Annotated in this window: 20 protein-coding genes; 12 read left to right on the forward strand and 8 right to left on the reverse strand. The window is 59.7% G+C overall.

What is annotated here, in order from left to right:
* The first annotated feature begins 14 nt into the window (after nucleotides 1-14).
* Genes CLV87_RS20680 through CLV87_RS20695 form a run of 4 tightly spaced genes read left to right on the forward strand, consistent with a single transcriptional unit; the run spans nucleotide 15 to nucleotide 2,903 of the window.
* Nucleotides 15-473 carry a YaiI/YqxD family protein gene (locus tag CLV87_RS20680; RefSeq protein ID WP_099249291.1) on the forward strand — a complete coding sequence of 153 codons (459 nt, stop codon included), beginning with the start codon at nucleotides 15-17 and terminating at the stop codon, nucleotides 471-473.
* Nucleotides 470-1,090, forward strand: a complete 621-nt coding sequence (locus CLV87_RS20685) for an HAD family hydrolase (RefSeq protein ID WP_099248364.1) — start codon at nucleotides 470-472, stop codon at nucleotides 1,088-1,090. The genes CLV87_RS20680 and CLV87_RS20685 overlap by 4 nt, the downstream gene beginning before the upstream one ends.
* A complete protein-coding gene (locus tag CLV87_RS20690; protein ID WP_099248362.1) occupies nucleotides 1,087-2,010 on the forward strand; it encodes an ornithine cyclodeaminase family protein in 924 nt (307 codons plus the stop codon). The genes CLV87_RS20685 and CLV87_RS20690 overlap by 4 nt, the downstream gene beginning before the upstream one ends.
* Complete coding sequence (locus tag CLV87_RS20695) at nucleotides 2,007-2,903, forward strand: alpha/beta fold hydrolase (protein ID WP_099248360.1); 897 nt, start codon at nucleotides 2,007-2,009, stop codon at nucleotides 2,901-2,903. The genes CLV87_RS20690 and CLV87_RS20695 overlap by 4 nt, the downstream gene beginning before the upstream one ends.
* Nucleotides 2,904-3,112: 209 nt before the next feature.
* Here the strand turns inward: CLV87_RS20695 and CLV87_RS20700 are convergent, their stop codons facing one another.
* Nucleotides 3,113-4,354, reverse strand: coding sequence for an MFS transporter (locus CLV87_RS20700; RefSeq protein WP_099248358.1), 1,242 nt, complete (start codon nucleotides 4,352-4,354; stop codon nucleotides 3,113-3,115).
* A 140-nt stretch (nucleotides 4,355-4,494) separates the two neighbouring features.
* Between CLV87_RS20700 and zapE the strand changes: the two genes are divergently transcribed.
* Nucleotides 4,495-5,571: a cell division protein ZapE gene (zapE, locus tag CLV87_RS20705; protein WP_099248356.1), complete on the forward strand. Its 1,077-nt coding sequence runs from the start codon at nucleotides 4,495-4,497 to the stop codon at nucleotides 5,569-5,571.
* 268 nt (nucleotides 5,572-5,839) lie between these two features.
* Here the strand turns inward: zapE and CLV87_RS20710 are convergent, their stop codons facing one another.
* The 3 genes from CLV87_RS20710 to CLV87_RS20720 all read right to left on the reverse strand — a co-directional run bounded on the left by CLV87_RS20710 (nucleotide 5,840) and on the right by CLV87_RS20720 (nucleotide 8,093).
* A complete protein-coding gene (locus CLV87_RS20710; RefSeq protein WP_133840861.1) occupies nucleotides 5,840-6,718 on the reverse strand; it encodes a LysM peptidoglycan-binding domain-containing protein in 879 nt (292 codons plus the stop codon).
* A 208-nt stretch (nucleotides 6,719-6,926) separates the two neighbouring features.
* Nucleotides 6,927-7,505, reverse strand: coding sequence for a LysM peptidoglycan-binding domain-containing protein (locus CLV87_RS20715; protein WP_133840862.1), 579 nt, complete (start codon nucleotides 7,503-7,505; stop codon nucleotides 6,927-6,929).
* A 15-nt stretch (nucleotides 7,506-7,520) separates the two neighbouring features.
* Nucleotides 7,521-8,093: a rhodanese-like domain-containing protein gene (locus tag CLV87_RS20720; RefSeq protein WP_099248350.1), complete on the reverse strand. Its 573-nt coding sequence runs from the start codon at nucleotides 8,091-8,093 to the stop codon at nucleotides 7,521-7,523.
* A gap of 298 nt (nucleotides 8,094-8,391) precedes the next feature.
* On the opposite strand from CLV87_RS20720, the gene CLV87_RS20725 reads away from it, so the two are divergent.
* On the forward strand, nucleotides 8,392-8,658 hold the full coding sequence (locus CLV87_RS20725) for a hypothetical protein (RefSeq protein ID WP_099248348.1): 267 nt from the start codon (nucleotides 8,392-8,394) through the stop codon (nucleotides 8,656-8,658).
* A 3-nt stretch (nucleotides 8,659-8,661) separates the two neighbouring features.
* Here the strand turns inward: CLV87_RS20725 and CLV87_RS20730 are convergent, their stop codons facing one another.
* Genes CLV87_RS20730 through CLV87_RS20740 form a run of 3 tightly spaced genes read right to left on the reverse strand, consistent with a single transcriptional unit; the run spans nucleotide 8,662 to nucleotide 11,822 of the window.
* Nucleotides 8,662-9,945 (reverse strand): bifunctional folylpolyglutamate synthase/dihydrofolate synthase, encoded by a 1,284-nt coding sequence (locus CLV87_RS20730; protein WP_099248346.1) that lies wholly within the window; start codon nucleotides 9,943-9,945, stop codon nucleotides 8,662-8,664.
* Nucleotides 9,942-10,868 carry an acetyl-CoA carboxylase, carboxyltransferase subunit beta gene (accD, locus tag CLV87_RS20735; protein WP_099248344.1) on the reverse strand — a complete coding sequence of 309 codons (927 nt, stop codon included), beginning with the start codon at nucleotides 10,866-10,868 and terminating at the stop codon, nucleotides 9,942-9,944. The genes CLV87_RS20730 and accD overlap by 4 nt, the downstream gene beginning before the upstream one ends.
* A 60-nt stretch (nucleotides 10,869-10,928) precedes the next feature.
* The gene (locus tag CLV87_RS20740; protein WP_099248342.1) at nucleotides 10,929-11,822 is read right to left on the reverse strand and encodes a CPBP family intramembrane glutamic endopeptidase; all 894 of its coding nucleotides are present in this window, start codon (nucleotides 11,820-11,822) and stop codon (nucleotides 10,929-10,931) included.
* 116 nt (nucleotides 11,823-11,938) lie between these two features.
* On the opposite strand from CLV87_RS20740, the gene CLV87_RS20745 reads away from it, so the two are divergent.
* The 6 genes from CLV87_RS20745 to infB all read left to right on the forward strand — a co-directional run bounded on the left by CLV87_RS20745 (nucleotide 11,939) and on the right by infB (nucleotide 19,523).
* On the forward strand, nucleotides 11,939-12,865 hold the full coding sequence (locus CLV87_RS20745; RefSeq protein ID WP_099248340.1) for an AEC family transporter: 927 nt from the start codon (nucleotides 11,939-11,941) through the stop codon (nucleotides 12,863-12,865).
* A gap of 84 nt (nucleotides 12,866-12,949) precedes the next feature.
* Nucleotides 12,950-13,915 (forward strand): DUF3137 domain-containing protein, encoded by a 966-nt coding sequence (locus tag CLV87_RS20750; protein ID WP_099248338.1) that lies wholly within the window; start codon nucleotides 12,950-12,952, stop codon nucleotides 13,913-13,915.
* A gap of 253 nt (nucleotides 13,916-14,168) precedes the next feature.
* Complete coding sequence (gene rimP / locus CLV87_RS20755) at nucleotides 14,169-14,750, forward strand: ribosome maturation factor RimP (RefSeq protein WP_099248336.1); 582 nt, start codon at nucleotides 14,169-14,171, stop codon at nucleotides 14,748-14,750.
* A 5-nt stretch (nucleotides 14,751-14,755) separates the two neighbouring features.
* Nucleotides 14,756-16,372, forward strand: coding sequence for a transcription termination factor NusA (gene nusA, locus CLV87_RS20760; protein WP_099248334.1), 1,617 nt, complete (start codon nucleotides 14,756-14,758; stop codon nucleotides 16,370-16,372).
* Between the two features lie 5 nt (nucleotides 16,373-16,377).
* Nucleotides 16,378-17,028, forward strand: coding sequence for an RNA-binding protein (locus CLV87_RS20765; protein WP_099248332.1), 651 nt, complete (start codon nucleotides 16,378-16,380; stop codon nucleotides 17,026-17,028).
* Between the two features lie 8 nt (nucleotides 17,029-17,036).
* Nucleotides 17,037-19,523: a translation initiation factor IF-2 gene (infB, locus tag CLV87_RS20770; protein ID WP_099248330.1), complete on the forward strand. Its 2,487-nt coding sequence runs from the start codon at nucleotides 17,037-17,039 to the stop codon at nucleotides 19,521-19,523.
* A 96-nt stretch (nucleotides 19,524-19,619) separates the two neighbouring features.
* Here infB and CLV87_RS23985 read toward each other — a convergent pair whose 3' ends face one another.
* Entirely contained in the window at nucleotides 19,620-19,763 is a 144-nt protein-coding gene (locus tag CLV87_RS23985) for a hypothetical protein (RefSeq protein ID WP_099248328.1), read from the reverse strand.
* Between the last annotated feature and the right edge of the window lie 200 nt (nucleotides 19,764-19,963).

Genomic DNA, 19,963 nt, shown 5'->3' on the forward strand with positions numbered 1-19,963 from the left:
CCACGCCTACCAAGATCACGACGCTCTATATCGACGCAGATGCCTGCCCGGTGAAAGCCGAGGCAGAGCGCGTCGCGACACGCCACAAGATCCCGATGAAACTGGTGTCAAACGGCGGATTGCGCCCGCACGCCAACCCTTTGGTCGAAACGGTGATCGTACCCGAAGGCCCGGATGTCGCCGATATGTGGATCGCCGAACGCGCCGGTAAGGGCGACGTGGTGGTGACATCAGACATGCCCTTGGCCGCGAAATGTGTTGAGGCGGGGGCAAAGGTTTTGCGCCATGACGGCTCGGCCCTGACCCAGGCCAATATCGGTCAGCAATTGGCGATGCGCGACCTGATGGCCGATCTGCGCTCGGCTGATCCGTTCCGCCAAGGCGGCGGCAAGGGCTTTTCCAAGGCGGATCGCTCGCGTTTTCTGGATGGTTTGGAACGCGCCCTGCGCGCGGCAAAGAAAGAGATTTTATGACACCCGAAGCAGTGATTTTCGACATCGGCAATGTGCTGATCGAATGGCAACCCGAACGCTATTATGACGCGGTGATCGGCGAGGACCGCCGCCGCGCCATGTTTGCCGAGGTTGATCTGCACGGCATGAATGATGTGGTGGATCGCGGCGGCGATTTTCGCGATACGATTTACGCAACGGCCGAGAAATACCCGCAATTTCGCGATGAAATCCGCATGTGGCATGACAATTGGCTCGACCTGGCCAAACCCGCCATCCCGCAATCGGTGCGTTGTCTGCGGGCCTTGCGCGCGCAAGGGGTCAAGGTCTTGGCCCTGACCAATTTCGGCATTGGCACCTGGGCGATTGCCACACCGGTCTATGACTTCCTCAACGAATTCGACCATGCCTATGTCTCGGGCCATATGGGCGTCATCAAACCAGAGACGCGCATCTATGAGATGGTCGAAGACCACTCAGGCCTTGACCCTTCGGCGCTGCTTTTTACCGATGATCGCATCGACAATATCAACGCCGCCATGGCGCGGGGCTGGCAGGTGCATCACTTTACCGGCTCGCAGGGCTGGGCCGATTGCCTGGTGTCCAAGGGGCTTTTGACAGCGGAGCAAGCGACATGATCATTATCCCCTTTGCCGCAGGTGAGGCCAATCTCGACTGGCTCGCCCTGACCGACGCCTTGGCCGCAGGACACGCTCTGCCCAAGGCCGAGATCGCCGATACGTTCCTTTATCGCGGCAAGGACACATTGCTGAACCGCTCGGCCTGGATCGACGGGCTGGGCGTGGCTGTCAAGGCGGCGACGGTGTTCCCGGACAACCCGACCAAGGGGGAGCCGATGATCAACGGCGCGGTGAACCTGTTCAACGATGCCACTGGCGCGCTCGAGGCTTTGGTGGATTTCCATCTGGTGACCAAATGGAAAACCGCCGGGGATAGCCTGTTGGCGGCGCGGCGCTTGGCCCGACCTGACAGTCGCAACATCCTGATTGTTGGCGCGGGCACGGTTGGGCGTTCGCTCTATGCCGCCTATTCCGCTGCCTTCCCAGATGCAGAATTCACCCTATGGAACCGCACCGCAAGTTCGGGTCAAGCGATGGCGGATGACCTTGGCATTCACTGGCAGCCTGATCTGCAAACTGCGATGGCCGGGGCCGATATCATCACCTCTGCTACCATGAGCACAACCCCGGTGATCAAGGGCGAGTGGATCCAGCCCGGCACCCATGTTGACCTGATCGGGGCCTATCGCCCTGACATGCGAGAGGCCGATGATACCGCCCTGCAACGCGCGCGGCTCTTTGTTGACAGCTTTGACACAACGCTGGAACATATCGGTGAGCTGAAAGAGCCGCTGGCCACAGGCGCGATCACCCGCGACCATGTGCTGGCGGATTACTACCAGCTCGACGCCTTTACCCGGCAAAGCGACGAGGAGATCACCATGTTCAAAAATGGCGGCGGCGCGCATCTCGACCTGATGGTTGGGCGCTATATCCTTGATTGCTGGACGGCGGCGCAAGGCTCGCAAGGATCATGAGTTGGTTGGCCTTGATAGCCGGGGCGGGCGTGCTCAGCGCCGCCGCCCTGCCAATCTACCAAGAGGCCAAACGCTCCCCCACCCCCGATGCCAGCCCCAAGGCCAAACTGTCCAGGGGCGAGACCTATTACCGCTGGTATGGGCCGGATAACGGGCCGGTTGCGGTCTGTGTGCATGGGCTCTCGACCCCGTCGATTGCCTATCACGAATTCGCCCAGAACATGGCACTGCTGGGCTTTCGCGTTTTGGTCTATGACCTCTATGGGCGCGGGGCCTCGGATGCGCCGCGCGGACGGCAAACCCCGGCCTTTTTTGAGCGGCAATTGCTGGACTTGCTGGCAGATCAGGGGTTGGATAGGGACATCACCCTGATTGGCTATTCCATGGGCGGCAGTATCGCCGCGCATGTGGCCGCCGAAAACCCCGAGCGTTTCCGCGAAGTTGTCCTGCTCGCCCCCGCGGGCATGGGCGAAGAGCTGGGGCGCATGGCGCGGCTTTGTGCGCGGGTGCCGGTACTGGGGGATTGGCTGTTTTCGCTCCTCTATCCCCAGCATCTCTTGGCCGGGATAAAAAGCGACAGCAGCGCCCCGCCCGCCGTGCTGCGCCACCAAGAGGCTGAATTGCAGCGGCGCGGTTTTATCCGCTCGGTCCTGTCATCACTGCGCGGCACCCTGAACCGCCCATTGGAAAAGACCCATCGCAAGCTAGCCGAGACCGGCCTGCCGGTGACAGCGGTCTGGGGGCAGGTGGACACGGTCATCCCCCTGCGCTCTATGGGAACTTTGGTGCAATGGAACCGCAATGCTCACCAGATCGTCATCGACGGTGCCGGGCATGGGCTGCCCTATACCCACGCGCTGGATGTGGTGGAGCATTTGCTGGACGAAGAGTAGCGCGAAACGACAGGTTCGCACCCGAGCCGAGGGCGGCACAAAGGCTTGCGGGACTGCAGATCAAGCGTTTCCGCGACGGGAAAAGCAAAGGCAGAAATTCGCACCCGCCCTGGGGGGCGGGTCGGGTGCGAACCGGATTGCAAGCAATCCGGGGCATTAGGTTATGGTCCTAAACCCGCCCTCGGGTCGGCCGCCAACCTATCGGTTCACTACGCAGCCACCGCCCCGGCACTCTCGCGCTTTTCGCGGATCGGCAGATGCACAATCGCGCTGAACGCTCCGACGCCAACACCAATCCACCAGACCAGCGTGTAATCGCCATAGATGTCGTACATCTTGCCGCCCAGCCACACGCCCAGGAACCCTCCAACCTGATGGGAAAAGAATACGATCCCATAGAGCGTGCCCATATAGCGCAAGCCATATAGATGCGCGACAAGGCCCGAGGTCAGCGGCACCGTGGCCAGCCACAACCCACCCATCACCGCCGAGAAGATAATCACCGACCAGGGCGTGATTGGCATCAGGATAAACGCCGCCGCCACAACCGTGCGCAGGGTGTAGATGATCGCCAGCAGGTATTTCTTGGAATAGCGATTGCCCAGCCAACCCGCTGTCAGCGTGCCAATAATATTGAACACCCCGATCAGGGAGATCGACACCGCCCCTAGGGCCGAGGTCGTGGTGATCCCGACATTATGCAGCACACCGCCCGCCAAAATCGGCCCGCACATCTCGGTCACAAAGGCCGGGAAATGCGCGGTGATAAAAGCCAGCTGATAGCCACAGCTGAAAAAGCCAAGGAAGATCAGGGTAAAGCTTGGATCGCGCGCCGCTTTTCCTAGGATCTCGCCCATGCTTTCCTGCAGCTCTTGCTTGGTGGCGGCCGGGGCGCGCATCAGCGGCAGCAGCAGCAGCACGGCAAGGATCGCGGCGGCAAAAATCAGGAACACTTGCTGCCAGCTCATCATGCCCAACATCCATTCCGCCATTGGCGCGCCAAAGACCTGACCGGCACTGCCCGCCGCCGTAGCAATCGCCAGGCTCATGGAACGGTTCGCATCACTGCTGGCCCGGCCAACAACCGCTAGGATCACGCCAAACCCGGTGCCGGCGATGCCAAAGCCGACCAATACCTCATAGGCCTGATGCGCCTCGGGCGTGACTGCCATGCTCGACAGAACCAGACCCGCCGCATAGACCAGCGCCCCCATGATGATCGCCTTGCGGTCGCCAATCTTTTCCGCAATCGCTCCAAAAATCGGCTGACCAATCCCCCAGGCAAGGTTCTGAATGGCAATCGCCAAGCTGAATTCAGCCCTCAACCAGCCAAATTCCTCGGCAATCGGGATCTGAAACACGCCAAAGCTGGCCCGGATAGCAAAGGACACCAAGATAATGAGACAGCCGACAATCAAGACCGGCGTAAAAAGAGGGGTACGGCTTTGCATAATATGGGCTCCTAACAGCCGCGCGACTGTGCCGCCTTGCCCCGATTACGTCAAATCGAATTAATTCATGTGACGCATCAACATCTTTTATGCGTTTTTGCGCACTACCCTTTTCGCTGATGAAACGCTAAGCCAAACCCATGGAAACACTGCACCAAATCTATGACGCCCGCGTCGCCTCTGGCCAGATCAAGCGCGACGATGCCCAGCTTGCCGCCCTGCCCGAGTTGGAGCGTATCCGCGAAGAGCTGGCCAAACCGGTCAAGCGCGGCTTTTTTCGCAAAGCGCCTGAGCCGCCCAAGGGTCTGTACCTGTGGGGCGGGGTTGGCCGTGGTAAATCCATGTTGATGGATCTCTTTGTTGATGCTTTGGACGAACCGGCGCGTCGCGTGCATTTCCACGCCTTCATGCAGGAAATCCATTCCGAAATGCACCGGCTGCGCAATGACGGAGTCGAGGATCCGATCAAACCCATTGCCAAATCCGTCTCGGATGCGGTGCGGGTGCTGGCCTTTGACGAGATGCAGATCACCGACATCACCGATGCGATGATCGTGGGCCGCCTGTTTGAACAGCTCTTTGAGGCCGGTTGCGTCGTGGTGACCACCTCAAACCGCATTCCCGATGAGCTCTATAAAGACGGGTTGAACCGGCAGCTCTTTTTGCCCTTCATCGATCTGCTCAAAGATAAGATGGTCGTCAAAGAGCTGGTTTCAGAACGCGACCACCGTCAGGACCGTCTACAGGGTGCGCAGGTCTATTTCACTCCGGTCAATTCAGACTCCCGCGCCGCGATCAACGCTCTTTGGGAAGAGCTGACTCACGGGGTCGAGGAAACCCTGACCCTGCATGTGAAAGGGCGCGAAATCGAATTGCCGCGTTACCATAATGGCGTCGCGCGGGCGAAATTCTTTGACCTCTGCGGCAAGATGTTGGGGCCGGGGGATTATCTGAAGCTGGCGGAAAATGTTCGCGTGCTGATCCTCGAAGACATTCCGCAACTCAGCCGCCGCAACTTTAACGAAGCCAAGCGCTTTGTTACTCTGATCGACACGCTGTACGAGGCTGGGACTTGCCTGATCGCCTCAGCCGCGGCCCGTCCCGAGATGCTTTATGTCGAAGGCACCGGCAGCTTTGAATTCGAACGCACCGCCTCGCGCCTGCGCGAAATGCAAAGCGCCGATTGGGGGGCCAAGGCGTTTGGCGATGGGGCTTAGAGACAGGACGCATTTTCCCCGGATCGCTTGCGATCCGGTTCGCACCCGATCCGCCCCCAGGGCGGGTGCGAAATAATCACATCCGCAGGATATCACTCCAGGTTCGGAAGGTCGAAACCCGGTCAATAAGTCAAACGGCACCCACCCTCGGATCGGGTGCGAACCTCTGATGTGTTCGAAAAAACCACATATCCCAAACAAAAATCAGGGTCCCGAAGGACCCTGAAGACTGCTCGTTGGCTTTGTTTCGCCTGTATTGTTAATTCTGTTATTCCGTTTCAGGAATGCGCAGGGTCATGCCCGCGCGCAGGTCTGACGGATTGGCCAGCACGTCCTGATTTGCATTGATGATCTGAAGATAAGCCACCGTGGTGCCATAGAACCGGAACGCGATGCCCGGCAGGCTATCGCCCTCTTTGACCGTATAGGTCCGCATGGGCGGCGCTGCGGGTTCGAGCTTGGCGGTTTGCTGATTGGCCAGCGCCGGAACGCGCGCCTGAGGGCGCAGGGTTGGCGTGGCGGGCTTTTGGCTCGGCTCGGCCTGGAAGGCACCGATAATGCCGTAACTCATGGTCGCCACCGCATCATTTGTGATGTCACGTTTGGCGGGTTTGGCAGCCACGACCGGAGCTTGCTGAACCGGGGCGGCCTGAACTGGGGCTTTGGCCACCGGTTGCGGCGCGGGCGCGGCGGGTTTCGGGGCCAGGGCCGCCTTGACCTGATCGGCCAAGGATGTCGCCGCAGGAGAAGCTTGCACAGGGGCAGGAGCCGGTGCCGGAGTGACAGTGCGCGGGGCCAAAGCCGCGCGTGCTTGGTCAGCCAGCGATGCCTCTTGCACCGGTTTTGGCGCGGGCTGCGGCTGGGGCACCAGATTGGACGGGCGCGCCACCGGGCGGATGCGCGGGATCTCGGCCACTTCGGCCTGGATCGCCGCGCGCACAGTCGCTGGAACCGGCGCTTGCGCCACGGGCTGGTTCATCACCACACCCGATTGCACCAGAGCTGGTTGCAGGCTCAGCGTGGCAGGTTCGGAACGGCTGACTTCGTTGAGTTCGCCCTGCGGCTTGGCATTGCGGTCATCCAATCCCCATAGAACGGCACCCACCATGGTGACGGTCCCAAAGGACAAAGCGATAAGACGTATCATGCGCGCCCCCAGACACTGGGCACGGTGCCGGTCTGGCCGGCCAAATCATGCGAAACCATGTGTATTCCCCCAAAGAACCGCGAACCGAAAGTGGCAGCTTTCTTGCGATTACATCGGTTATAGGCGAATCACCTATTCGCCGTCAACATTTAGTAAGCGCGTCAAGGGGTATGAAATGTGTGTCAGCTCCGCCACAAGGTGTAGCGGTCTATTTTGCAGGCAAAATCAGCGTCAAACCCACCCGAAGATCGTCTGGCCGCGTCAGGATCCCCTGATTGGCTGCAAAAAGCGGGCCGGTCATGTTCACATCGCCATAGATCTTTTCGGCAATCGACACGAGGCTGTCGCCGGTTTCGACCACATAGACTTGTGGCTGGGACAGGTCCGGCGCGGCGGCACCATTGGGCGCTTCGTCCAATGAGCGACGCACGATGGTATGCAACAGGCTGCCCGGCTGACCCGGCGCGCTTTCGCGGCCCGTAGCGTGGTTCAGGCTCGACAATGTCTGCCAGGTCATCTTGCGCAGCGATTGATCATCCAGATCGTCCTGGGCCATCACCGGCGCGGCGGGACGCGGAGCCTGTGGCTGCACCAGAGCCGGAGGGCGTGTTTCGCGCAGGCCAGCCGCCGCCATCGGATCAACCGGAGTCAATCCGGGATCGGCGCGGGTGACTGTGGGCTCGGCCACGGGCAGGTCAGCGCTGCGCTGGCCCATACCGGGCATCATCACCACCAAGGCCACCGTCACGGCGACAAATCCAAGGGCAAGAAGAACCATCCTGATCATTATTCACTCCTCCCGCTATCGGCTCAGCGCTGTGCTGAGACCCAGGGCCACCCAGGCGTTCAAACCGCCCCGGTAATATTTGAGCTTGCTCGCCGGATAGCCGGCATCCAGCAGGCTGCGCACCGCCTCGGCCGCCTCTGGATCATCGGCACCGCTGCCAAATATCACCAGATCAAAGGCCGAGGAAAAATCACCGCTGCGCACGCCCAGCGCGTTCAGCAGATCATCGCGATAGGGATTGCCCGGACGCAGCGTTGCTGCGGGCACGTTGACCGCGCCCGGAATAGTCCCGGCCCCAAACCCTTCGGGCAGACGGATATCCACCAACAGGCCAGATCCTCCGGCCACAAAGAGTTCGAGGAAATCCAGCATCTCAAGCTCGCCAATCGTAGACACGCCCGGCCCCGCCTGCATCGGTTGCAGACAGGCAGGCGGACACGCCACGCCAGAGCGGGTGATCGACACAGAGGCCCCGTTGACCGACATCTGAAAGCGATCTCGATCTTCGGAAATACGGCTTTGCTGCGCCAAGGCTGGCATGGCCAGCATGGCGACACTCACCGCGGTCAGTACTAGACCCTGATACATCTGCTCGTCCTCTGGCGGTCTTTTTGACCGTCACTTGTTATACTTATTCCAAAATATAGGGCAGACGGGTTGAATCAGTCAATATGCGGTGGGTGCACACAAGCGTGTAAATCAACCCTCAAAAGGGGAATTTTCATGGGAAAAACACCCGTTTTGGGAAAATCGCCGTCAGAACGGCCTTTTAGCAGCCTCGTAGTGAAAGCCTTACTTTCGAAACCCGAGACCGTGCCACATCTGTTTTCCACGCTTCGCAGACAGCCAAGCGATATTTGAAAACAGTAAGATAAGGTATCTAGATATGAAAAAGCTCTCTTTTGGCGTTATCGCCGCCGCGCTTGTTCTGGCCTCCGCCGCCCATGCTGCCCCAAAGAAAACCGATGACCCTGCCTGCCCCTATAAAGTGGGCGGCATTTGCTACTCAAAGCCCGGTGCGAAAACCGGCTGTAACGGCTTGGACAAAGTCACCTTTGGCAAGGAAACCTATTGCAAACTGGGCCCGGCAAACAACCCCAAGCCCGTGCCAACTCTGAAAGAGCCGGCACGGATTCAAGGTCGTGATGGCTAACCCCTATTCGGGCAGCGCGAATTCGCGCAGCACATAGCCCGCCAGATAGAGAGAGCCGCAAATCAGCACCCGCGCCTGCGGCTCTTGCTTGGCGATGCTTGTCAAAGCGGTCGCCACATCCGGGGCGGTTGCCGTCTCAAAGCCGACATTGGCCGCCGCCTTGGCGGTGTCTTCTGCCGACAGGGTTGCCGCCTCACCCGGGATGGATATCCCGGTCAGATGTTGCGCCTGCTCGGACAAGGGGCGCATATAGCCGCTGACATCCTTGGTGTTAAGCATGCCACAAATCAGATAGGTCGGGCGTTTTGGCAGGCCTGACAGGTGTTTGGCCAAAGCCTCCCCCGCTGCTGGGTTATGCCCGCCATCGAGCCACAGCTCGACACCCGGAGCCGCCTCGGCCAGGGGACCATCCTTGAGCCGCTGCATCCGCGCGGGCCAATAAGCCTCGGACACCGCCGCCTCATAAGCTGCTTCGCCCATGTTCAGATGCCGCAAAGCCGCCAAGGCCGCCCCGGCATTCTGATACTGGTGTTCGCCCGGCAGGTTGGGCAAGGGCAGGTCGAGCAAGCCGGTTTCGTCCTGATAGATCAGGCGACCGCGTTCCTCATACACATGCCAGTGCTGACCATGGGCGATCAGTTCACAACCCAAGGCGCGCGCCCGATCCTCTATAACTTCCATCGCCTCATCGGGTTGCGGGCCAACAACGCAAGGCACGCCGCGTTTCAGAATGCCCGCTTTCTCTCCGGCAATCTTGGCCAGGGTGTTGCCGAGAAACTGTTCATGGTCGATCGAGATCGGCGTGATCACCGTCAGGCCCGGCTTTTCAACCACATTGGTGGCGTCCAACCGCCCACCCAGCCCGGTTTCGAGCAAGGTGAAATCCGCCGGTGTCCGCGCCATGGCCAGCAGCCCGGCGCAGGTTGTGATCTCAAAATAGGTGATCTGCTCGCCACCATTGGCGGCATAGCATTCATCGAGGATCGCACTCAGCGCTTCTTCGGTGATCAAAGTGCCCGCCAGCCGGATGCGCTCATGAAACCGCGCCAGATGCGGGGAGGTATAGGCGTGCACGCTCTTGCCCGCCGCCTCCAAACCCGCGCGGATCATGGCCTGAGTACTGCCCTTGCCATTGGTCCCGGCAAGGTGGATCACCCCCGGCAGATCATTCTGCGGATTGCCCAGCGCGTCCAGCAAACGCCACACGCGATCCAGCACCAGATCCATCACCTTGGGATGCAGTGCCATCATCCGATCCAGGATGACATCCGAGCGGGCTTGGCTCATTTCTGGTCGGCCTCTGGCGCAGCGACGTCTTGATCTTCTGGTCCAGGCGCGGGCAGGTCACCCCATGTGGGTGGCGTCTGCTTCATCAGCATGCGGCAGATCATGATCAGTTCTTTGCGGATCTCGCGGCGGTCGGTGACGCGGTCGAGCATTCCGTGTTCCAGCAAGTATTCAGCGCGCTGGAAGCCCTCGGGCAGTTTTTCCCCGATGGTCTGCTCAATCACCCGCGCCCCGGCAAAGCCGATCAGCGCGTTGGGTTCGGAAATCTGCACATCCCCCAGCATCGCATAAGACGCGGTCACGCCCCCGGTGGTCGGGTGGGTCAGCACAACGATATAGGGCAGGTTCTTTTCCTTGAGCATTTGCAGCGCCACGGTGGTGCGCGGCATCTGCATCAGGCCCAGAATACCCTCTTGCATACGGGCCCCACCCGCAGCGGAGAACAGCACAAAGGGGCGACCAAGGCGCGCGGCCTCTTCGGCACCGGCAACGATGGCGTTGCCGACATACATTCCCATGGAGCCACCCATAAAGCTGAAATCCTGCGCGGCGGCCACGATGGGCGTGCGTCCGATTTCACCGGCTGCAACCAGCATGGCTTCTTTCTCACCGGTCTTTTTCTGCGCCGCTTTCATCCGCTCGGGATATTTCTTTTGATCGCGGAATTGCAGCGGGTCGGCGATGGGTTCGGGCACCTCAACCTCGGCATAAACACCACCATCAAACAGCGCGTGGAACCGTTCACGCGGGGTGATATGCATGTGGTGATTGCAATTGGTGCAAACGTGCTGGTTGTCGCTCAGCTCGCGATGGAACAGCATGGTACCACATTCGCTGCATTTCGTCCAAAGGTTCTCGGGCACTTCACGGCGCGAAAAGATCGAGTTGATGCGAGGACGGACGTAGTTTGAAATCCAGTTCATTGGGCACCTTGGCGGTTTTCTGATTTCGCCTCACTTAAGCGTGACGGAACGGAAATGCAATCAAACCCGCAAGGCAAGACGCGCCGCAAGCCAATAAATCACGATAAAAAGGAACTCGGCGGGCATTTCGGCACGAATGGCGGCCTCGGCCTCGGGGCCAAACGGCAGCTGCCACAGCGCCAGACCCGACATATCCCCATATAAAGAGACCAGCGCCAGCGCGGTAAAGTTATTGGCGAAATGCAGCGCAATGGCGGGGCCCAGCGTGCCGGTGCGCGCGGTCAAGTCGGCTGCAGCAATGCCAAAGAGCAAAGACCAGACCACAAGAAACGACGCATTCGAACCATAGACCTCGGGTTGGTAATGCAGCATGGCAAACAGGGTCGATGGCACGAACATCCACACCATGGGATTGGCAAAGCGCGCCGCCAGTTGCGACTGAAAATAGCCGCGAAAGACCAGCTCTTCGGCCCCGGTCTGAATCAGCAGCGCCACAATGGTCAGCGGCAACAGCATCAGCCAATGCCCGAGCGACAGACCGGGCAACAAAGGTTCACCGGTCAGGAACATCAGCGCCATGATCACGCCCGTCAGCCCGATCATCATCCGCAGCACCGCCCAGAATTGCGTCACAGCGGGGCGCAGCGGACCAAACAGGCTGCGAAATGGGCGTTGATGCACCAGCTCACTCGCCACGATCACCCCCAGCCCCATGCAACCGGTCAAGATCAGCACCGCCAAAAGCGACCCGGGCGTATCCGCCCTCTGAATGCCCGAGACCAGACGGAAATAGGTGTCACCCGAGGCCACCGTATGAATGATCGCAAACACCGCCTGCACCAGCACGATCTGCAAAAACGCAATCGCAACCAACCCCAAAGCCAGCCGCCCCAAGCCAGATGAAGGGCGGGCGGCCGTGACCATGCGCTCAAAAGGGGCGTATTTGTTGCTCATCACATCCTCGCTTGTCGGCGGTGTTGTGGAAAAGTTGACAGCTGTCAACTGATTGTCAAAGGGTTAACGCCTGCCAAGCCAATTGACGCCAAAAATTAACATGTTACCAACTCAGTATGATTGAGGTTTTGCTGAAAACGCTGCCATTCTTTGGCTTGATCGGGCTGGGCTATGGCGCGGCACGCACGCGGTTCTTTGATGAACAGGCCACGGCAAACCTGACCAAGTTCGTGTTCTACTTTGCCCTGTCGGCGATGCTGTTCCGTTTTTCCGCCAATCTTTCGCTGGCGGAGATCTTTGATGCGCAATTGGCCGGGGCCTATCTGTTTGGCACCGCTGCGGTTTACGGCGTGGTGATGATCGTCGGTTTTCTGCGCCGCCTCGATGTCGCCACCGCCGCGATCGAAGCGCAGGTGGGGGCGATCGGCAATACCGGTTTTCTTGGCGTGCCGATGCTGGCGCTGCTTTTGGGACAACAGGCCATCGGCCCGATCATCCTTGTGCTGTCCATCGACCTCATCGTGTTTTCCTCGCTTTTGGTGATCCTGATCACCGGCTCGCGCGAGGGGCGCTCCAAGCTGGCCATGGTGAAGACCGTCAGCATGGGCCTGCTGAAAAACCCGATGATCGTGTCGATCTCACTGGGGCTATGTGTGTCGGCCAGCGGCGTCACCCTGCCCGAGGTTGCCAATTCTTTCCTCACCACGCTGGGCAATGCCGCCACCCCCGGCGCGCTCTTTGCCATCGGCGCTTCGCTCGCGACGAAATCGGCGGAACGGATCGAGATTGCCGTCTGGCTCAGCTTTGCCAAGCTGATCCTGCACCCGCTCTTTGTCGCCATTGGCGTCTATTACCTGTTTCAGGTCGGCGACTACCCGGCCTCGGTGGCGATTTCCGCTGCCGCCCTGCCTGTGGCGGGCAATGTCTTTATCCTTGCCCAGCATTACGGCGTCGCGCCCCAGCGAGTCTCGGCGGCGATCCTGATTTCCACCGCCGTCAGCATCCTGACCGTCAGCTGGATCATCGCCGCTGTGACCGCCTGACAGGGTCAGGAATCTCTGCCCTGACAGAACGCGCCCAAGGGGTTAGCCTGCGCGCAATTTATTCAAACAGGGACATTGGGCATTATGGAATATCTGGAAAAACTCCCCATCGAAAAGGGCTTTGCCGAGGTCTTTTATGACCGGATCGAACCCGAGCTGAACATGCTCGAAACCCAGCGCCAAAACATGCGCAAGGAAGGGCAGCGCAATTTCTGGATCATCATGGGGATCGGCATCGCCATCAGCGTCGCGGCGTTTTTCCTGCTGCAAGGCCATGAATGGCAATTCATGATCATGTTTGCAGGCATTGGTGGCGGGTTCTTTGTTGCCATGATCGGCAAGGGCCGCGCCACTGGTGGCTGGAGCAGCACCATCAACGATGTCATCATGCCGCCGGTCTGCGACTTTGTCGGCGACATGCACTATGATCGCCATGCGGGCAAAGGCTTTGGGCTCAGCCGCTTCACATCGCTGAAACTGGTGGCCAATTACGATGATGCCAGCCTCGAAGACCGGATCGAAGGCACTTATAACGGCGTCGATTACGCCATGGTCGAGGCAACCCTGACCAAGGAAAGCACCGATTCCGATGGAGACAGATCGGATTCAACCGTGTTTCGCGGGCTGCTGTTCCGCATCTCTCTGCTCAACGATGCCCCCTGCCCGATCCTGATCACAAAGGATTATGGCAAGCTCGGCAATCGTTTTGCGGGCATGTTCTCGGGCGGCAAAGGGCGCGGCATGCCACGGGTTGAAACCGGCCACCCGGAGTTTGAGCGTTTTTTCGAGCTACATGCTGATCATGGCGAAGCGGCGCTGGAATACCTCCCCGATGCCTTCCTCGACAACCTGATGGATTTGGGCTCGACCGATATTCGCTGTGCCTTTGACGGGCGCGACTTTCTGATGGCCATGGGGCGCAAACAGGATTTCCTGAAAATGCCCGGCATCAATCAGCCGATGTCCGAGCTGACCGGCGAGATCAACAAGGTCTTTGTCGACCTCGCCATGATCCGCCGGGTCATCGACCGCCTTACGAATTCGGCCTAACAGCCTGGTTAGCAAACTCCACCCGGGTTTCTTCTTGGCCCAAATACTCCGGGGGTGAGGGGGCTGGCCCCCTCTCCTGCCAGCCCCTCAAACGAATCCCTTGCCTTATGGGCGCATTCCTCCTATATCCCCCTCAACAGCGGCGTGCTGGGGTCCACACCCACCACCCACCGGGAAAGATGCACGGGCCGCTGGCCCGTTTTTTTGTGCTTGCAGGATCCGCCTGCAACAAGTGCCGGAAAGGCAGACAAACATGAGTGATCTCATCGCCAAATCCGCCATGGATCGGCGTATCGCTGAAATCATCGCCCCTGTCATCGAGGATATGGGGTTTGAACTGGTGCGCATCCGCCTGATGGGCGGCAACACCAAGACCTTGCAAATCATGGCCGAACGCCCCGAGGGCGGCATCGAAGTTGACCAATGCGCCGAAATCTCCATCGCGGTCAGCGCCATTCTGGATGTCGAGGATCCGGTGACGGACGCCTATAACCTTGAGGTCTCCAGCCCCGGCATCGACCGCCCCCTGACCCGCCTCAAGGATTTCGCCAATTTCGAAGGCTATGAGGCCAAGCTGGAAACCGCCGACCTGATCGACGGGCGCAAGCGCTTTCGCGGCATTCTGGCCGGGGTCGAAGACAATGATGTGCTGATCAACACCGACCAGGACGGCGAAACCGTCACCATCGGCCTGAACTACGACTGGCTGGCCGAGGCCAAGCTGGTCATGACCGACGAGCTGGTCACTGAAATGCTGCGTGCGCGCAAAGCGCAGGCTGTGGATGAATCCAAATTCGATGAAATCGAGGCCGAAACCGGCCCGCAGGAGGAGTAAGAGCGATGGCAATCACCTCTGCCAACCAGCTGGAACTGCTGCAAACCGCCGAAGCGGTGGCACGCGAAAAGATGATCGACCCCGGTCTGGTTGTCGAAGCCATGGAAGAAAGCCTCGCCCGGGCGGCGAAATCACGCTACGGCGCGGAAATGGACATCCGTGTCTCGATTGACCGCAAGACCGGCAAGGCGACCTTTACCCGCGTGCGCACCGTCGTCGATGAGGAGGAGCTGGAAAACTACCAGGCGGAAATGACCGTCGAGACGGCCAAGCAATATATGGCAGACCCTCAGATCGGCGACACCTTTGTCGAAGAGGTTCCTCCGGTGGAGCTGGGCCGTATCGCCGCGCAATCCGCCAAGCAGGTCATCCTGCAAAAGGTGCGCGAAGCCGAGCGTGACCGCCAGTTCGAAGAATTCCAGGATCGCGCCGGCACCATCATCAACGGTGCTGTGAAGCGCGAAGAATATGGCAACGTGATTGTCGATGTGGGCCGTGGCGAAGCCATGCTGCGCCGCAATGAAAAGATCGGCCGCGAAAGCTATCGCCCCGGCGACCGCGTGCGCTGCTTCATCAAGGATGTGCGCCGCGAAACCCGTGGCCCGCAGATCTTCCTCAGCCGCACCGCGCCGGAATTCATGGCCGAGCTGTTCAAGATGGAAGTGCCGGAAATCTATGACGGCATCATCGAGATCAAGGCCGTGGCCCGTGACCCGGGTTCGCGCGCCAAGATCGCCGTGATCTCGCACGATGGCGGCATCGACCCTGTTGGGGCTTGCGTTGGTATGCGTGGCTCCCGCGTTCAGGCGGTTGTGAACGAGCTTCAAGGCGAAAAGATCGACATCATTCCCTGGAATGAAGACACGCCGACCTTCCTGGTGAACGCTCTGCAACCTGCCGAGGTTTCCAAGGTGGTTCTGGACGAAGAGGCCGAGCGCATCGAAGTTGTCGTTCCTGACGAGCAGCTGTCGCTGGCGATTGGTCGTCGCGGTCAAAACGTGCGTCTGGCGTCGCAGCTCACCGGTCTGGATATCGACATCATGACCGAATCCGAGGAATCGGAGCGCCGTCAGAAAGAATTCGAACAGCGCACCAAGCTGTTCATGGAAACGCTGGATCTGGACGAATTCTTTGCCCAGCTGCTGGTGTCTGAGGGCTTCACCAATCTCGAAGAAGTCGCCTATGTCGAAATCGACGAGCTGCTGGTGATTGACGGTGTTGACGAAGACACCGCCAACGAACTCCAGACCCGCGCCCGTGAATTCCTTGAGGCACAGGCCCGCAAGGCGATGGAACGCGCGCAGGAACTGGGTGTTCAGCAAAACCTCATCGATTTTGAGGGCCTGACCCCGCAGATGATCGAAGCTTTGGCCGAGGACGGTGTTCTTTCGCTCGAAGATTTCGCCACCTGCGCCGACTGGGAGCTGGCCGGTGGCTGGACCACCGTTGATGGTCAGCGCGTCAAGGATGACGGTCTGCTCGAAAAGTTCGACGTCGATCTCGAAGAGGCGCAGAACATGGTCATGACCGCGCGCATCCTGCTGGGCTGGGTTGACCCTGCCGAGTTGGAAGCAGCCGAGGAAGAAGACGGCGAAGATGCAGCAACCGAGGAAGAGGTCTGAACCTGATGTCCCGAGGCGGCCAGACAAAAAACCGCGAAGACGGTCCGGAACGCAAATGCATCGCCACAGGCGAGGCACAGCCGAAAACCGGCCTCATTCGCTTTGTTCTGGGGCCGGATGGACGAATCGTGCCAGACTTAGCTGGTAAATTGCCCGGTCGGGGCGTATATGTGAGTTCCGACCGCAAAGCGCTGGACAAAGCCATCTCAAAAGGCCTTTTTCAGCGCTCCCTGAAACAGCCGGTGAAACTGCCCGAAGGGCTGCTTGAGCTGCTGGAACAAATGTTGGTGCGCCGGGTGATCGACCTGATCAGCCTTGCGCGCAAATCCGGGGATGCGGTTTCTGGCTACGAAAAGGTCAAGGATTGGCTGATGAAGGATCAGGCGGATGTCCTGATTCAGGCAACAGACGGTTCCGAGCGCGGCAAGACCAAGCTCAGCACACCTTATGGTGGAACATATATAGGATGGCTCTCAGCGGATGAGCTGGGAATGGCGTTTGGGCGTCAATCTGTAATACATGCGGCGCTAGGCACTGGCGGTCTGGCCTCACGTGTTGTAGAGGAAGCCCAAAGATTGAAGGGTATGCGTGTTCCGGCGTCCAAATCAGGGGCGAAAGACACGGATCGCGGCGGCAGGGGCCGCCGGAAAGGATAAGAAGCTTCATGAGCGATAACGACGGCAAAAAGACATTGGGACTGCGCGGTGGCGCCCGTTCGGGCAATGTGAAGCAGAGCTTCAGCCATGGCCGCACCAAGAACGTCGTGGTGGAAACCAAGCGCAAGCGCGTTGTGGTCCCCAAGCCGGGTGCGGCTGGGGCCAAGGGCGCTGCTGGCCCGGCAGGCGGTGGTGGCAAGCGCCCCGCTGGCATCTCTGATGCGGAAATGGAACGTCGTCTCAAGGCGTTGCAGGCTGCGAAAGCCCGCGAAGCCGAAGAGACAGCCAAGCGCGAAGCCGAGGAAAAGGCCCGCGCCGAAGCCCGCGAGCGTCAGCGCGCCGAGAAGGAACAGAAAGAGCGCGAACAGCGCGAAGCTGAAGAACGCGCGCGCAAGAAGGCCGAAGACGAAGAGCGTAAGGCCAAGGAAGCCGCTGAGGCTGCCAAGCGCGCTGCGGCGGCTCCGGCCCCCGCTCCGGCCCGCGACGACGCACCGAATCGCGGCAAGGCCAAAGAGGCTGCTCCGCGTCGTGACGACCGTGGCAACAACAATGACCGCAACGATCGCAATCAGCGCGGCCGTGGCCGCGATGACAATCGTCGCAGCGGCAAGCTGACGCTGAATCAGGCGCTGGGTGGCGACGGCAATCGCGGTCGCTCCATGGCCGCGATGAAGCGCAAGCAGGAACGCGCCCGTCAAAAAGCGATGGGTGGCACCCAGCAGCGTGAGAAGGTTGTGCGCGACGTTCAGCTGCCCGAGGCAATCACCGTGGCGGAACTCGCCAACCGGATGGCCGAACGCGTGGCAGATGTGGTCAAGGCCCTGATGACCAATGGCATCATGGCGACCCAGAACCAGACCATCGACCAGGACACTGCGGAACTCATCATCGAAGAGTTCGGCCACAAGGTGACCCGCGTTTCTGACGCTGACGTCGAAGACGTGATTCAACAGGTCGAAGACAAGGAAGAAGATCTGCAAGGTCGTCCGCCTGTCATCACCATCATGGGTCACGTTGACCACGGTAAAACCTCGCTCTTGGACGCGATCCGCAATGCCAAGGTGACCGCAGGCGAAGCCGGCGGCATCACCCAGCATATCGGCGCCTATCAGGTGAAAACCGATGGCGGCACCGTGCTGAGCTTCCTCGATACTCCGGGCCACGCGGCCTTTACCTCGATGCGCTCGCGTGGTGCTCAGGTGACGGATATCGTTGTTCTGGTGGTTGCGGCTGACGATGCGGTGATGCCGCAGACCGTCGAAGCGATCAACCACGCCAAGGCGGCTCAGGTTCCGATGATCGTGGCGATCAACAAGATCGACAAACCAACCGCGAACCCGACCAAGGTGCGCACAGACCTGCTCCAGCACGAGGTTGTGGTGGAACAGATGTCCGGTGAAGTACAGGATGTCGAAGTCTCTGCCCATACCGGTCAGGGTCTGGATGAACTGCTCGAAGCGATTGCGCTGCAGGCGGAAATTCTGGAACTCAAAGCCAACCCGGATCGCAATGCCGAAGGCGCGGTGATCGAGGCGCAGCTGGATGTGGGCCGCGGCCCTGTTGCCACCGTTCTGGTTCAGAACGGCACCCTGCGCACCGGCGATATCTTTGTTGTGGGTGAGCAATACGGTAAGGTCCGTGCTCTGATCAACGACAAGGGCGAGCGCGTCAAAGAGGCGGGCCCGTCGGTTCCGGTCGAGGTTCTGGGTCTCAACGGCACACCCGAAGCGGGTGACGTGTTGAACGTGGTGGAAACCGATGCTCAGGCGCGCGAGATCGCCGAATATCGTGCCAACCTTGCCAAGGAAAAGCGCGCCGCTGCCGGTGCCGCGACCACCCTGGAACAGCTGATGCAGAAGGCCAAGGAAGACGAAAACGTCTCCGAACTGCCTGTTCTGGTCAAAGCAGACGTACAGGGTTCGTCCGAGGCGATCGTTCAGGCGCTGGAAAAAGTCGGCAACGACGAGGTACGCGTGCGCGTGCTGCATTCCGGTGTTGGCGCGATCACCGAGACCGATGTCGGCCTGGCCGAAGCCTCGGGCTGCCCGGTCATTGGCTTTAACGTCCGTGCAAACGCCTCGGCCCGCAACGCGGCCAACCAGAAGGGCGTTGAGATCCGTTACTATAGCGTGATCTATGACCTGGTGGATGATGTGAAAGCGGCGGCCTCTGGCCTGCTCGAAGCAGAGATCCGCGAGAACTTCATCGGCTATGCGAGCATCAAAGAGGTGTTCAAGGTCACAGGCGTTGGCAAGGTTGCCGGTTGTATCGTCACCGAAGGTGTGGCGCGCCGTTCTGCCGGTGTGCGTCTGCTGCGCGACAACGTGGTGATCCACGAAGGCACGCTGAAAACCCTCAAACGCTTCAAGGACGAAGTGGCCGAGGTTCAGTCGGGTCAGGAATGCGGTATGGCGTTTGAAAACTACGACGATATCCGCGCTGATGACGTGATCGAAATCTTCGAGCGCGAAGAGATCGAACGCACGCTGGACTAAGTCTTTTGGTCGGCACCGATCACAAAACAAGAAAAACCCCCGAAGGACCTTCGGGGGTTTTTCTTTGGTGGCTTTGACCGTTCCTGAGGGTGGAGTTTAAGCCGCCTGAGCAATGGGCTTGACAAGGCGACCAACATAAAGCTTGTCACCAACGCGCACACAAACCCGCCCATCTGGTAAGGTCTTCTCAAATTGCCCCTGAATGGAAACGCAGCTTCCCAGGGTGATTGTTCTAATCATGGCAGTTCTCCCCAAAGACCGTGCTGAACACAGCGAAACGTGATGATCTGCGAAGGGATGTGGTGTGACCGCGACAGTCCGGGTTGCCCCAGCCAAAAGCGCAAACATGTGTCCAGGCCCCTCCTCAGACAACACGAGTCAAACCTATAAAAGATAGGTTAACAGAATCCTGCACCAGCGGACGCAACCTCGCGAAAATG

Origin of the sequence: Pelagimonas phthalicica (assembly GCF_004364805.1) — a bacterium.
Taxonomy (GTDB): domain Bacteria; phylum Pseudomonadota; class Alphaproteobacteria; order Rhodobacterales; family Rhodobacteraceae; genus Pelagimonas; species Pelagimonas phthalicica.